14 protein-coding genes are annotated in these 13,476 nt (G+C 41.5%); 4 read left to right on the top strand and 10 right to left on the bottom strand.

Annotated features, from left to right (window positions below; translation table 11 throughout):
• The first annotated feature begins 324 nt into the window (after positions 1-324).
• The 3 genes from CAL7507_RS09645 to CAL7507_RS09635 all read left to right on the top strand — a co-directional run bounded on the left by CAL7507_RS09645 (position 325) and on the right by CAL7507_RS09635 (position 4,499).
• Positions 325-1,083 (top strand): peptidylprolyl isomerase, encoded by a 759-nt coding sequence (locus CAL7507_RS09645; protein WP_015128274.1) that lies wholly within the window; start codon positions 325-327, stop codon positions 1,081-1,083.
• Positions 1,032-3,689, top strand: a complete 2,658-nt coding sequence (locus CAL7507_RS09640) for a type I secretion system permease/ATPase (protein WP_015128273.1) — start codon at positions 1,032-1,034, stop codon at positions 3,687-3,689. Before CAL7507_RS09645 ends, CAL7507_RS09640 begins: the two co-directional genes overlap by 52 nt.
• Before the next feature lie 195 nt (positions 3,690-3,884).
• Positions 3,885-4,499, top strand: a complete 615-nt coding sequence (locus tag CAL7507_RS09635; protein ID WP_015128272.1) for a hypothetical protein — start codon at positions 3,885-3,887, stop codon at positions 4,497-4,499.
• Positions 4,500-4,605: 106 nt separating this feature from the next.
• On the opposite strand, the gene CAL7507_RS09630 is transcribed toward CAL7507_RS09635, so the two are convergent.
• From CAL7507_RS09630 to CAL7507_RS09605, 6 genes are all read right to left on the bottom strand, one after another.
• Positions 4,606-5,208 (bottom strand): hypothetical protein, encoded by a 603-nt coding sequence (locus CAL7507_RS09630; RefSeq protein ID WP_042342014.1) that lies wholly within the window; start codon positions 5,206-5,208, stop codon positions 4,606-4,608.
• Positions 5,209-5,368: 160 nt separating this feature from the next.
• Entirely contained in the window at positions 5,369-6,424 is a 1,056-nt protein-coding gene (locus CAL7507_RS09625) for a glucokinase (RefSeq protein ID WP_015128270.1), read from the bottom strand.
• 83 nt (positions 6,425-6,507) lie between these two features.
• Complete coding sequence (locus CAL7507_RS09620; protein WP_015128269.1) at positions 6,508-7,155, bottom strand: histidine phosphatase family protein; 648 nt, start codon at positions 7,153-7,155, stop codon at positions 6,508-6,510.
• Between the two features lie 136 nt (positions 7,156-7,291).
• Positions 7,292-7,723, bottom strand: a complete 432-nt coding sequence (locus tag CAL7507_RS32295; protein WP_015128268.1) for a hypothetical protein — start codon at positions 7,721-7,723, stop codon at positions 7,292-7,294.
• Entirely contained in the window at positions 7,708-8,271 is a 564-nt protein-coding gene (locus CAL7507_RS09610) for a Uma2 family endonuclease (protein ID WP_015128267.1), read from the bottom strand. The genes CAL7507_RS32295 and CAL7507_RS09610 overlap by 16 nt, the downstream gene beginning before the upstream one ends.
• A gap of 27 nt (positions 8,272-8,298) precedes the next feature.
• Positions 8,299-9,030: an ABC transporter ATP-binding protein gene (locus CAL7507_RS09605; protein ID WP_015128266.1), complete on the bottom strand. Its 732-nt coding sequence runs from the start codon at positions 9,028-9,030 to the stop codon at positions 8,299-8,301.
• 23 nt (positions 9,031-9,053) lie between these two features.
• Between CAL7507_RS09605 and CAL7507_RS09600 the strand changes: the two genes are divergently transcribed.
• The gene (locus tag CAL7507_RS09600; protein ID WP_015128265.1) at positions 9,054-9,953 is read left to right on the top strand and encodes a DUF4351 domain-containing protein; all 900 of its coding nucleotides are present in this window, start codon (positions 9,054-9,056) and stop codon (positions 9,951-9,953) included.
• A gap of 34 nt (positions 9,954-9,987) precedes the next feature.
• Here CAL7507_RS09600 and CAL7507_RS09595 read toward each other — a convergent pair whose 3' ends face one another.
• The 4 genes from CAL7507_RS09595 to CAL7507_RS09580 all read right to left on the bottom strand — a co-directional run bounded on the left by CAL7507_RS09595 (position 9,988) and on the right by CAL7507_RS09580 (position 13,475).
• The gene (locus CAL7507_RS09595; protein WP_015128264.1) at positions 9,988-10,788 is read right to left on the bottom strand and encodes an ABC transporter ATP-binding protein; all 801 of its coding nucleotides are present in this window, start codon (positions 10,786-10,788) and stop codon (positions 9,988-9,990) included.
• A 164-nt stretch (positions 10,789-10,952) separates the two neighbouring features.
• Positions 10,953-11,885, bottom strand: coding sequence for a branched-chain amino acid ABC transporter permease (locus CAL7507_RS09590; RefSeq protein WP_015128263.1), 933 nt, complete (start codon positions 11,883-11,885; stop codon positions 10,953-10,955).
• A 22-nt stretch (positions 11,886-11,907) separates the two neighbouring features.
• A complete protein-coding gene (locus tag CAL7507_RS09585; RefSeq protein WP_015128262.1) occupies positions 11,908-12,510 on the bottom strand; it encodes a Uma2 family endonuclease in 603 nt (200 codons plus the stop codon).
• 14 nt (positions 12,511-12,524) lie between these two features.
• Entirely contained in the window at positions 12,525-13,475 is a 951-nt protein-coding gene (locus CAL7507_RS09580) for a branched-chain amino acid ABC transporter permease (protein WP_015128261.1), read from the bottom strand.
• Between the last annotated feature and the right edge of the window lies 1 nt (position 13,476).

Raw genomic sequence — 13,476 nt, 5'->3', positions numbered from 1 at the left:
TTCAAAGAGGGTATCCAGTATTTTTAGAAACCTTCATTGCTGTATTTTGAACATGATATTCTGCCAGCAATAGACTTAGTAAATCTACCTAATTGTTTGATTAAAGCTGTTTCTATATATTGAATTTATGAAATCTTTAGCATTTTCAAGCATCAACGAATAGCCAATTTGTATAACATTACAGAGCTAGTACAGCGCGGCGTAAATAAACATACCATTTCAAATGGCGCAAGAGCTTGGAATACAATTCTTTTGACTTTTGACTTTTGACTTCCGCCTTGCGGTACTAGGCGCATAGTTGCAAATTTTGAATGTATTGAATTCATGGAATCTTTATCATTTCTGACCATCAATGACCAATCAATTTCTGTTGAACAAGCCGTAAAATATCTACAAGCTTCGGGAAAATTGGCGCACTTTGTTGGTGATATTCTCCGCCAGTATGTGATTGAGCAAGAAATACTCACACGCACGGATATCGATATCACTCCGGCGTTAACTGAACAGACAATTATTGATTTTCGGCTCAAAAATCAACTAACTGATCCGCAAGTTTTTCAAGAATGGTTAAAGAAAAATGGTAACGATTACGCTACCTTTTACGCATCAGTCGCCCTTAACTTTCAGTTAGAAAAACTTAAAGCTGTAATTACCGAACCAAAACTACCAGAATATTTCATTGAACGTAAAATTTATCTGGATCGGGTAATCCTCTCTCGGATTCTTGTTGACAATATAGAACTCGGTGAAGAATTACAAACCCAAATTGAGGAAGGGGGTAGTTTTGAGCAACTAGCTAGAGAATATTCTCTAGCAGACGATCGCATTGTCAATGGCATGATGGGGCCAATTAGCAGAGGAACAATGCCAGATATATTAAGGGCATCTGTTGATGTGGCAAATCCTGGACAATTAATTGGGCCAATAGAACTTGAGGGAAGATATGGTTTGTTCCGCCTAGAACAACATCTGCCAGCATCTTTAGAAGATACTCAACTCAAGCAAGCACTACAAAATGAGTTATTTGAGAAATGGCTAGCAGAGAAAATTCAAAAGCTGACAGTCAAATTACAAGTGAACTAAAACTTCTCGATAATCAATCTCTAAAAGTAAAAGTGCTAGCTTCTGTACCTTGGAATCAACCGCCACTATGTTGGCTTACGCCTGAACAACAATCTCGATTGCAAAATCAATCGGAAATTCGTCAATATCAAATTGGGGAAAAAATCTGGTCAAATGCAGTAGGAGGTTATCAATTTTTTATTATTTCTGGTAAAGTCCGCTTACGAGAAGAAAGTCTTGGTAAGCCATTAGCAGCCCTAAAAGCAGGGGATTGGTTTGGCGACTTACAAAAGCTGGCTGTAGAGTGCAAAGCTGTAGCTGCTAGTAAAGAAGTGGTATTGGTGTGCTGGAATACAGCTTTATGGGCCGAAGTTACAACGCCACAAATTGACAACTTCTGGCAAGGTTCACAAGAGGGAGAACGGGAAACATTTTCCCAGTCACCAGTCACCAGTCCCCAGTCCCTAATCCCTAATACCCAATCCCCCACACCAATAGCATCGGCTTATCCTTTCGTTTCTAGCTGGAATACGGCTGCAGCTTGTTTAACAATGGTGGCGCAGCATCTAGAGAATGCGGTGAAATTGGAATGGGTACAACGCCAACTTAGGGGACAACAACCGAAACATGTTGTGGAAGCAGCAGAAAAATTAGGCTTGTTGTTACGGCGGTTGCAAACGAGTTGGGGTGATTTGCGACAGTTGTCATTTCCGGCTTTACTGTTGTGGAACCCTCAGTCTGGGGAAACTCCCAACTGGGTAGTAGCTTATGGAGTGAAAGGCGATCGCCTCATCATTGCCAATCCCCAAAATCCCGATCATGCTTGCGAAAGTCTTTCGCAGTCGGTGGTTGAAGCGGCTTGGGATGGGCAAATGTGGCAAGTAGAAGTCATATCCCAGCAAGAAAAATTTAACCTGAGTTGGTTCACTCCCGCAGTTTGGAAATATCGCAACTTATTAGGGGAAGTTTTATTAGCTTCTTTTACATTGCAGCTTTTGGGGTTAGCCACACCGCTAATTACCCAAGTCGTGATTGATAAGGTGATGGTGCAGGAGAGTTTACCGACTCTCGATGTGATGGCGATCGCCCTTTTGTTAGTAGCGATATTCGAGGCGATACTCGGCACCCTGCGGCTATTCATCTTTACCCACACAGCTAGGCGGCTGGATTTAAGTCTATCGGCGCAGCTATTTCGTCACCTGATGCGGCTACCTTTAGCTTATTTTGAGTCGCGGCGTGTCGGCGACACCATAGCCAGAGTCCAAGAACTGGAACAAATCCGCCAGTTCCTCACAGGTACAGCTTTAACAGTGATTTTGGATAGCATCTTTGCTGTGGTGTATCTAGCATTGATGTTCTATTACAATATTCCCCTCACTTTTGTGGCTTTGGCTGTGCTGCCCTTATTTGCCACTTTAACGATAGTTGCCACCCCCATTCTGCGTAACTGGCTCAACGAAACCTTTAACCGCAGCGCTGACAGTCAATCGTTTCTTGTAGAGACGATCACCGGTATACACTCAGTCAAAGCCCATGCAGCAGAACCAATCGCCCGCGATCGCTGGGAAGGCTTATTTGCTCGCTTCATTCGCACAGGTTTTAAAGCCTCTACCACATCCAATATTAGTAGTAACATCGGTGATTTTCTCACTAATCTTTCCACCTTACTAATTCTTTGGTTTGGCGCTAAATTAGTCATCGATCAAAAGCTCACTATTGGTCAACTTGTGGCTTTTCAAATGTTATCAGGTAGAGTCACAGGACCCCTTTTACGCTTAGTGCAATTGTGGCAAAATCTGCAACAAGTACTGCTGTCTGTAGACCGGATTGGTGATATTCTCAACGTTGCCCCAGAAGCAGAATTGGGAACAGGTTTAGTTTTACCACTCCTCAAAGGTCAAGTTACTTTCGAGCAGGTATTTTTCCGCTATCAAGCGAATATTGAACCAGTCCTCAAAGGCATTTCTTTTCACACTGAACCAGGACAATTTATTGGCATTGTTGGACGTAGTGGTTCTGGGAAAAGTACCCTTTCTAAGTTGTTGCAACGCCTCTATCAAATTGAATCAGGACGCATTTTAATAGATGGTTTTGATATTAAAAGTGCCGATTTAGCTTCACTGCGACAACAAATTGCTGTAGTTCTCCAAGAAGACTTTTTATTCAATGGCTCCGTCTTGGAAAATATTACCCTCGGTCATCCTGATATCACAGCCGAGCAAGTAGTAGAAGCCGCAAGATGTGCTGTAGCCCACGATTTCATCAGTCAATTACCCTACGGCTATGAAACCAACGTTGGTGAACGTGGTACTGCTTTATCTGGTGGACAAAGACAACGTATCGCCCTAGCGCGGTTATTTCTTTCCTCAGCCCCGATTTTAATCTTGGATGAAGCTACCAGCGCTTTAGATAGCGAAACTGAACAACAAGTACTGCAAAATCTGCAAACAATTTCTGCTAACCGCACCGTGTTTCTGATTGCTCACCGCTTTGCTCCCCTCAAACGTGCTGATTTGATTTTGGTGTTGGAGAAAGGTGTAATTGCGGAACGTGGTACGCACTCACAGTTGTTACAACAAAAAGGTTTGTACTGGTCACTTTATCAACGACAACAGGCAAACATCTAGATAATTCGTAATTCGTAATTCGCAATTCGTAGGGTGGGCAATGCCCACCAAAACCCGGATATGGTGGGCAATGCCCACCCTACTACTACTACTGATAACTGTTCACTGATTTAATACGTAAGTATGAGTAAGCATAATTCATGGCATTATACAATCCAAGGGTGAACAAAGCTGTATTTCAATTGAGGTAATGGTGTGAGTACATTCTTATCCGGTGTATCTGTATTTCTTTCTACCGTAGCTTTAATCTGTGGAGGCTATGCGGCTTATGAAGTTGTTACACTGCGGCAGACACTAAATAATACCGTCAATACCAATACGGGGGCTAACACCGCTACCACTCCCATCTCTAGCGAAAAATCAATTCCCCCTGAACCAAACGCGTCTCCTGAGAAAACAACACCAACACCCACCACGACACCAGCGCTTCAGCCTGGTCAATTTGTGCAAACTGCTTTTGGGAATAAAGCAAAAGTAGAGTTACTTTCAGCCAAAAGGATTAAAGATCCAGAAACTGCAAACCGTGATGTAGTGAACGTGCAAATGCGTATCCGTCGCCAAGCTACGGATGGAGTTGGTGATGGGGATACAATAGCGATCGCCAATACAACAGCGCGCAATCCTGACACTAGCGAAACCTACAAAGGAATTTCTGCAAATCGCTCCACAGGAAACGTTTCTCTGTCTCAGCTACGTCCCAATGCTTCAGCTGATGCCTATGTTTGGATTAGGGTTCCTGATGGTGTGAATACTTTGGACATTTTTGTGCCGGATACAGGTGCATTTAAAAACGTACCAATTTCTAATTAATAGCAGCAATTAGGACTTACGCATTGACAGTAGTCAGTAGGGTGGGCACTGCCCACAGTATCCTAGTTATGGTGGGCAATGCCCACCCTACTAAGCATAAATTGTCTCAAGTTTTCAAAACTACTTGAAAGGAATTTAAATACCCTGTAATTGTTTTGGCTAAAGTCTTGTGCTGTTTTTTTGAACTTATAGCCATAACTTGATACAAGCGCCCCTGAGCAAAATACATTCTGGTTTTAGTAATTTTACCTCCAGAATTGACATACTCAATTTCTTTGCCGGGATGGCCATTAGAACTACGAATATTTCGCTGACTAATTAAGTTACTTTTCGTAGTTTTTAAAGCTAAATCCTGTGCATTATTAAGTATCTCTTGGGGGTTAGCCATTTGACCATAGCTATAAGGAAATTCATTGTAAGCTACTATATAAGCTACTTCCTGCTTGGGAGGTTGGGCAACAAATAACTCTAAGTTAATTACCCCCATGTAGGTTTTTTGGGCTTGGGTATTCCTGATGGGTACTCCCGGCATCAAAATACTGAAGCGCCCATCTGGGGCAGTAAATAATTTCCATTTTGGCTGCACTGGTTGAGAAATTTTGGGTTTAGTGGGAGCAACTGAATTTTTAGGTTGACGCGCGTCAACTAACGCAGTTCCACTGCATAACAAAGTGGCAACAATTAATGGCAACAAACCTTTGATTGTCATATTTTTAGCTTTTAATGATGCTGATAAGCTAAAATGCTGATTCATTGCACAATCAATCGTTTTTCTTTGTAGACAGTTGACAGTTGACAGTCAACAGTGAACGGTCTACACGATGAAATATGCAACTTAAAATGCCGATTAGCTTATCACTGTGTTGCTGTTATAACCTAGCAGCACACAAAGCAGCACCAATTAGCCCCACTTGTGGGTTGAGAATAATATGTATTGGTATTTCCTCTAGGATTGAGCGCATCCTGCCTTTTTGGGTGAAATGTAACAGGAAATCGCTCTGTTGAATCAAGGGGAGTATTTTGGGAGCAATGCCACCAGCGATGTAGAGTCCACCGTAGGGTAGGAGTTTGAGTGCGAGATTGCCGGCTTCTGCACCGTAAGCATCGATAAATATTTGGATAGTTTGTTCTGAAAGGCGATCGCTCTTTTGTAATGCAGCTCTACCAATAGCAGCACCCGGATCGACGCTTTTCTCAGGTTGTCCGGCTTCTTGTTCCCAGGTGCGGACGATTTGGGCAATTTCTGGTGATTCTGTAATGTATTTGCGATCGCCCTTCAGGGAGCCGAGCGCGGCGCGATCGCGTAAAAATTGATAAATGGCGACAATACCCTGTCCTGAAACTACACGTTCCACAGAAATGCGTTGGATATTGTGTTTATCCGACAAATATCTCAATAGTTGAAACTCTAACTCATTCCGAGGGGCAAAGTCTGCGTGTCCACCTTCGGAGGGGAATACTTGATAATGGCTTCCCTGCTTAATTAAAAATCCTTGTCCTAAGCCAGTACCAGCTCCAATAATCGCCACAGGAGCATCCAGTTGGTGTTTACCAGCTTGCAGGGTTAATACATCTTGTTTGCCTAAACCAAAAATGCCATAGCCAACGGCGGCGAAGTCATTGATTAATGAAACAGCGGTAATACCTAATTCTTGTTGTAAGCGATCGGTATCTAGGAACCAAGCCAGATTGGTCAGTTTAGCCGTATTATTGAACACTGGTCCAGCGATCGCAAAACAAGCCTTCTCTGGTGTCGGTGCTTTAGCTTTTGTCAAAAAATGCTGCACAATCGGCACCAAATCCGGAAAATCCCCACTATGGTAACTTTCCTCATCAATAGTATGTAAACTTGGCGAGTCTAATGTCTCAACCAATCGCAGAATGGTCTTTGTACCGCCAATATCTCCTGCTAATAGCAATGTCATAAAAATTATTAGCTAATGAATTACTTGATCTGTAGAATATACCCTGCGCGGTAAAATCTAAGATTAAAATCCCACTCAGGAATCTAAGCAAATCGAATTACTTCCTCTATTTGGGTCAAATGGGAAGTGTCTCCCTTTAGTTCTAGCAACCATTCTGGTTCTTGACGCACCACTTTAACTAAGGAGCATAAAGAAGCCTTCACTTCTGTTTTAGCAATTTCTCCTACTAATCCCATTGCTCCCCCAAGTACAGAAGCACCGTGTGCTACTAAAAGAATCTCGTGAGGGAAGTATTCGCTAGCAAGACATCTAGCAGTTTGTCCAGAACGTCCTCGCACTTGTGAGCGTGTTTCAGGATACTTGGCAGCAATCCGCGATGTGTAGCTGATATCTATTCTGGGGAATAATTCTGCTAACGCTGGAGTTGAGAGTCTTTCTGGTTCTTCCGTCATCCAGGCAGGATTTAGCCATTCACTCAAGCCTGTTTCTAGTTTAATCGGCAAATCTAGCGCTTCTGCCACAGCATTTGCTGTTTGTACCGTTCGCAAAAACGGCGAAGTAAAAATGTGGGTAATTTTCTCTGCTTTTAGACGGTTAGCTAAGTGCTGCGCCTGTATGAAACCATCGTCTGATAGGGGTGGATCGTAGCGACGTTCTGCAGTCAGAAACCAATCAGGGTTAACGAAATCGAGGCGGTTGGCGTGTCTTGCAATCCAGACTATTTGACTCATGGGTTTAGATACTTAAGCGATAAAACTCGCGTCTAGACAAAGATAGACACCCAAAAACAAGGGTGCAAACCCAATATATTACGAAAATCGTAATCTTTTGTAATAAAAATTAGTTGAGATGGCGTGAGTTTTTGATCTAGCGCTCGCAATTATGAATATATTCTGCCAACACCTGATTAATCAACCCTTGCACCCCCTGTTCACCAGCTTTTGCCTCAAAATATTCCACAATGAAAGTATCCAGCAGTAAACTCATCTGTCGCTGCGATCGTTCAACATTCACGGTGTTGTTTCTCGGTTTTGACTCAATCGCTTGCTCTGTACCGTCTTCCAAGACACGAACCAAAGATCCTTTAAATCCTCGATGTCTACCAGGTCTAGCATTGCTGAAGTCATAATCCTCCAAGTAGAGAGGATCGTAGAAAACAGTTGCTACAGCATTAAAAAAGACTCGGATACCAGAAGTGCTATCGGATTCTGTCCTTGTGGAAGTGTAATTTTTTCGCGTTCTGCTTCTCCCACATTTATTGAGTAATTTATTTTTTGGCAATCCTAAAGTTTTAACCACCCAAATAGTTGTCCTACAGTTAATTGTAGGTTTTTCAATAAATCGGGAACTGGTAATATTTGTTGTTCTTCTTCTAGAAACTCTGGTTGCTGATTTTGTGGATAAACTAAAACTGAACGTTCTTCAGGATTAAGTAGCCAACCTAATTTACTACCATGTTTTAGGCAATGTAAGATATTGCCGGTTACTTTTGTGGGACTTTGATCAGGTGATAAAATTTCAATTGTCCAGTCTGGATAAGTCCTAAAAACATTCGCCACGTCTCCATTTTCATCTAAGGGAATGCGTTCCCAAGCAAAGACAGCCACATCAGGAATAATCGAACGTCCGCCAAAAGTACACCGCAATTCTGGGAAAGCACGGGCAACTTTCTGAGGCTTGGTTACAGAATTGATGTTGCTGACTAATTCACCCTGAAGAGTACTATGCTTTCCTTGTGGCATAGGTTTTTGGATAATTTGACCGTTGATATATTCACTTGCTGGCTTTGTTTCTGGTAGTTTTAAAAACTCTTCTAAGGTTAGGGGTTTAGTGGGAGATTTTACCATTTGCTTGCACTTCCTAAGTTAGGATAATTAACCTAAATAAGCTTTTCTTACTCTTTCATCACTAATTAACTCTGACGCAGCACCTGTTAAAGTAATAGAACCTGCTTCTAAAACATATCCACGATCAGCAATTTGTAAAGCTAGATTGGCATTCTGTTCAACTAATAAAATTGTCACACCTGTATCACGCAGATTTTCAATAATGGAAAAAATTTCTCTCACTATAGCAGGGGCTAAACCTAAGCTTGGTTCATCTAAAAGTAAGAGTTTTGGTCTACTCATTAAAGCCCGGGCGATCGCTAACATTTGTTGTTCACCACCGCTGAGAGTTCCTGCTAGTTGATTGCGTCTTTGTGCCAACCGAGGAAATAGCTCAAATTGATTTTGAATATCTGCTTTAATCTCTGCTTGGTTGGAACGAATATAAGCACCCAACAGTAAGTTATCTAAAACTGTTTGCCTTGCTAATACTCTCCGTCCTTCCGGACAATGGGCGATACCAAATTTAACAACTTCGTGAGCTTGGCAACGATTAATATTCCGTCCATTATATATAATGTCGCCACTTTTAAGATTTACTATTTTAGAAATAGCTCTGAGTGTAGTAGTTTTACCAGCACCATTAGCACCAAGTAAGGTAACTACTTCACCTTTTCGGATAGTTAAATTAATCTTTTTGAGAGCTTGAATACCGCCGTAATTAACATTAATATCTCGGATTTCTAAAACAGTATAATTTGGTGTATTATCAGGGTTCATTGGTAGTTTAGATCAAGTTTCCTGTGGCAAAAGCAGCAGATACAGGTGGTAAGCGACTGATTAGTCTCGCTCCCGATGCATGGGTAAAATGGGTAACGCAACTTCCTGAAGTGGTGGCGAAAGAGATTTTGGCTTCAGAGTTTCAGTGGATTAGCCGAGAAACAGATGTTTTAGTGAAAGCATACAGCAAAGACTACGGCGATTTTCTGGTACTCAACGAATTACAGTTGCGTTACACAAAACACATGCCTCTACGGATGAGAGCTTATGCAGCTTTAGCACAAGAGCGCTACCGACTGCCAACTTATCCAGTGCTAATCAACATTTTACCGCCTCCGCCTACTTTAGAGGTTGTCAGCAGTTACGAGCAGGAATTCTTGGGATTACGTGCTATTCAAGATTATCGCGTGATTAATTTGTGGGAAGTTGACGCCGAGATAGTGTTTCAGCAACCATTACCATCTTTACTCCCATTTGTTCCCATCTTGCGAGGTGGTGGAGAAGCCGCAGTTGTACAACGCGCCTTACAAATGCTGCGAACGGATGCACAGTTGAATCAGTTAGAGCCTTTGCTAGCTTTTTTTGCTAGCTTTGTGTTAGATAGCCCTTTAGTGCAACAAATCATGAGGTGGGATATGGCTATATTGCGAGAATCGCCTTGGTATAACGAAATTTTGGCTGAAGGACTTCAGAAAGGACTTCAGGAAGGAATTCAGCAGGGTGTGCAGCAAGGAATTCAGCAGGGTGTGCAGCAAGGAGTAAGAAACCAATTAATCCGAATATTACGACAACGGTTTGGCGAAATTCCCCATGAGGTGGAAGTAAGGTTTGAGGGCGAGAGTGTAGAGCAATTAGAAAGTCTGATTGATAGTGCTTTAGCTGTGAGTTCTTTAGAAGAATTTATCCGCAGTTTGCCTGCTTAAATTTTACAGATGCGATCGCTCAAATCCACGTTACTTATTCTCCCAAATAAGCCTCGATCACAGCTGGATCATTTCTAACTACAGACGGTTCACCTAGTGCGATCAACTGTCCAAAATCTAAAACGGCGATGCGATCGCATAAACCCATCACCAATGGTACATGATGCTCAATTAGGATAATCGTCAAGTTAAACTGTTCTCGCAGACTCCGGATAAATTCACTCAGGTATTGCTTTTCATTAGGGTTCATCCCCGCCGCAGGTTCATCGAGGAGTAATACCTGTGGCTGGAGGGCTAAGGCGCGGGCAATTTCTAGGCGACGTTGATCACCATAGGCAAAGTTCTTGGCTTTTTCATCAGCGCGATCGCTCAATCCTACTAGTTCTAATAGCTCCAAAGCTTTCTGCCTACTTTTATATTCTTCACTAGGCGCTGGTGGTAATCCTAAAAGCCCCTTGATTATACCACTTTTAGTATGTAAATGGCTACCTATAATTACATTATCTAACGCCGATAATTCACCAAACAAGCGGATATTTTGAAAGGTGCGGGCGATACCCAAACCTGCAATTTCATGGGGACGCATTTGGGAAATTTCTGTACCTTGATAAACTAAATTTCCACTGGAAAGTGGAATTAAAGCTGTAATCAAATTAAATAATGTGGTTTTACCAGCACCATTAGGGCCAATTAGTCCAAAAATTTCATGTTTTGCGACTGCAAAAGATACACTATTTACTGCAACTAAACCACCAAAGCGGCGAGTTATAGCTTTCGCTTCCAAAATAATATCATTATTAACTGCTTGCTTGTTGTTTGTAAAGTTGATTTTCATGTAGTATCCTGGCGATTAGAAATCGCGGTTATACAGACAAAACCTGCCTCCGCAGGTTTAAAACCTTAACATCTCGGCTTCTCTGTGAGAGGCTGTTCGCGTTCGCTCGACTTTAACATTTTGTTAGTCCGCGGAGGTGGACTTTGCTTCTATAGCTGCGAATTCTATTCGCCAAGGCTTTTTTTCCGTCTTTTAAAAATATCTGGTGTTACCAAACCTTGGGGAAAAAAGATTGTCCCTACCACAATCAATACCCCAAAAATAATTAATCTACCATCCCGCAAGAATTGGGCTAGCCAAATAGGTAAACCGCCTGTATCAGCGAGATTTCTCAAAACTTCTGGTAGGGCTGTAAATACCATACCCCCGACTATTGAACCTAAAAAAGTTCTAGAACCGCCAATTAATACGAAAGTTAAGTAGATAATACTAGCATCAAAAGTACCTTGACGAGCATTCCAAGTATTCAAAAAATGGGCACTAATAGCACCAACAAATCCAGCAATAATTGCTCCTAATGTGAACGCCAAAACTTTGTAGTAAGTTGGGTTAATTCCCATCGCACCTGCGGCTAATTCATCTTCTCTAATAGCGATGAATGCTCTACCTAAACGAATACGCTCTAAGCGGTAAAATAAAATTATACTAATTATTAATAATGGTATTGCAATCCATAAATATTCAATTTGTGTTGTGAAAGGTTGAGGAATATTTGGAATCCCAATTGCACCACCTGTAATTTCCAGATTGAGACAAATAACACGGAGAACTTCGACAAAAGCAATAGTAGCGATCGCCAAATAAATTCCCCGCAATCTTATCACAGGAATTCCCACAGCAAAACCCAATAAAGCACATACAATCCCAGCAATAACCATTTCTATTAACAGCAGAGGAATGGGAAATAAATTGCTAGGAGGAGTAGCAAAAATTGTCGTTGATAAAATGGCTGAAATATACCCGCCCACAGCATAAAATCCAGGACTAGCCAAAGACAATTGTCCAGCCATTAATGGTAAATAAAGGGACAGTCCCAGTAGCGCCCCCAACACCATAGAGACAATTAAAGAACCGTAAGTAGCAAAAAAATCAGCCATTTTAAAATATTTTTCTCAACTTTTAATCCGTGAGTATTTGCTCTGCTGTCAGCGCCAATTCTGGAAAAGTTATCGATACAATTCGTTCTGAACCTCTAAAGTGTGTGCGTTGATATTTACCTTCAACATCTAGAATAAAAACAAACACAGTCGGAACTTTGGGATTTCCTAAATACTCCCTTGAGCCAATTGCTAAATAATCAACGATCCAATATTCTTTAATGCCTAAACGTTGATATTCATCCAATTTATCAATGTAATCATCTTCCCAATTAGTTGATATCACCTCGACAGCTAACTGGATAGGTTCTTCAAGTGCAGAATAAGCAGAACGATTTGAGCGCCACGTATCTTTATCTATGATGCTGACATCAGGCTTACGCCCTTGTTCTATTCCTTTACCTGTGATAGTTCTAAACACTGTTGTGTTATTAACTACATAATTTAGATTGAGTCGTCTAATTTCATCATTGAAAGCAAACAACATAAAATCAGCAACATCATCATGGTTTCTGGTTGCGCGTACTTCTACAATTTCTCCATCTACAAGTTCATATAACCCCTCTTCTGGACACTGTTCTAAAAAATCATCGAAAGTTAATTTTTGTTTGGTATATGTTTTCATTGTGCTATTTCTCTTCAAACTTTCTGAATAAATCGCCTTCCTAGCAAACCTTGTGGTCTAACTAACAGCATAATAAATAATATTCCGAAAGCAACAGCATCTTTAAAGGCTGAATATTCGCCTGGGACAAATGCTTCCGCTAGTCCGATAACTAAACCGCCTAATACTGCGCCGGGAATACTACCTAAACCCCCCAACACAATCACAGCTAAACCTCTTAAACCAAAAGCAATTCCAAAGTAAGGGCCAGCAATACTCACGCTAGAAGCCACTAAAGTTCCGGCTAATCCTGCTAGGAAACTGCTGAGGAAAAATGTCAATATAATAAAGCCATCGGTGTTAATTCCTAACAAACTCGCAGTAGTTTGATCTTCTGCGATCGCTTGCATGGCTTTACCATATTTAGTACGATTAATGAAATAAGTCAAAATTGCCAAAATTACCACAGATACGCCAAATATCACCACTTGCACACTACGAATCGGAATGGGGTTTTCAGCACTCCCAAAGTTAATTGCAGGTGGTAAGCTTCCGTAAGTGCCTACTGGAAATGTGTAACTTTCTGCACCTACTAAGTACTGAATTAAGTTAACGATTACCACCGCTACACCCAAGCTGGAGACTACCGTCAATAAAGGATCGGAACCTTGACGGCGTAGGGGTTGAAAAGCAATCCGTTCCATCACTACCCCAACTAATCCGGCTAGACTGCTACCGATAATTAAGGCGATCGCAAACGGTAATTTTATCGGCAGTGTCAAATTAGCCAGCAACCCATTAAACCCAAATGTACCACCCATGAGTGCATAAGTGAAATATGCACCCAGGGTAAAAATCGCACCATGCGCTAAATTAATGATGCCCAAAATGGAATAAACTAGGGTATATCCCAAAGCAAAAATAGCGTAAACACTGCCAATGGATAACCCATTTAAAAATTGTTGTAAAAACAGACTTAGATCCATT

Source organism: Calothrix sp. PCC 7507 (assembly GCF_000316575.1).
GTDB lineage: Bacteria > Cyanobacteriota > Cyanobacteriia > Cyanobacteriales > Nostocaceae > Fortiea.
The sequence above is the reverse complement of the archived record's forward strand: the minus strand, read 5'-3'. Positions and strand labels throughout refer to the sequence as shown.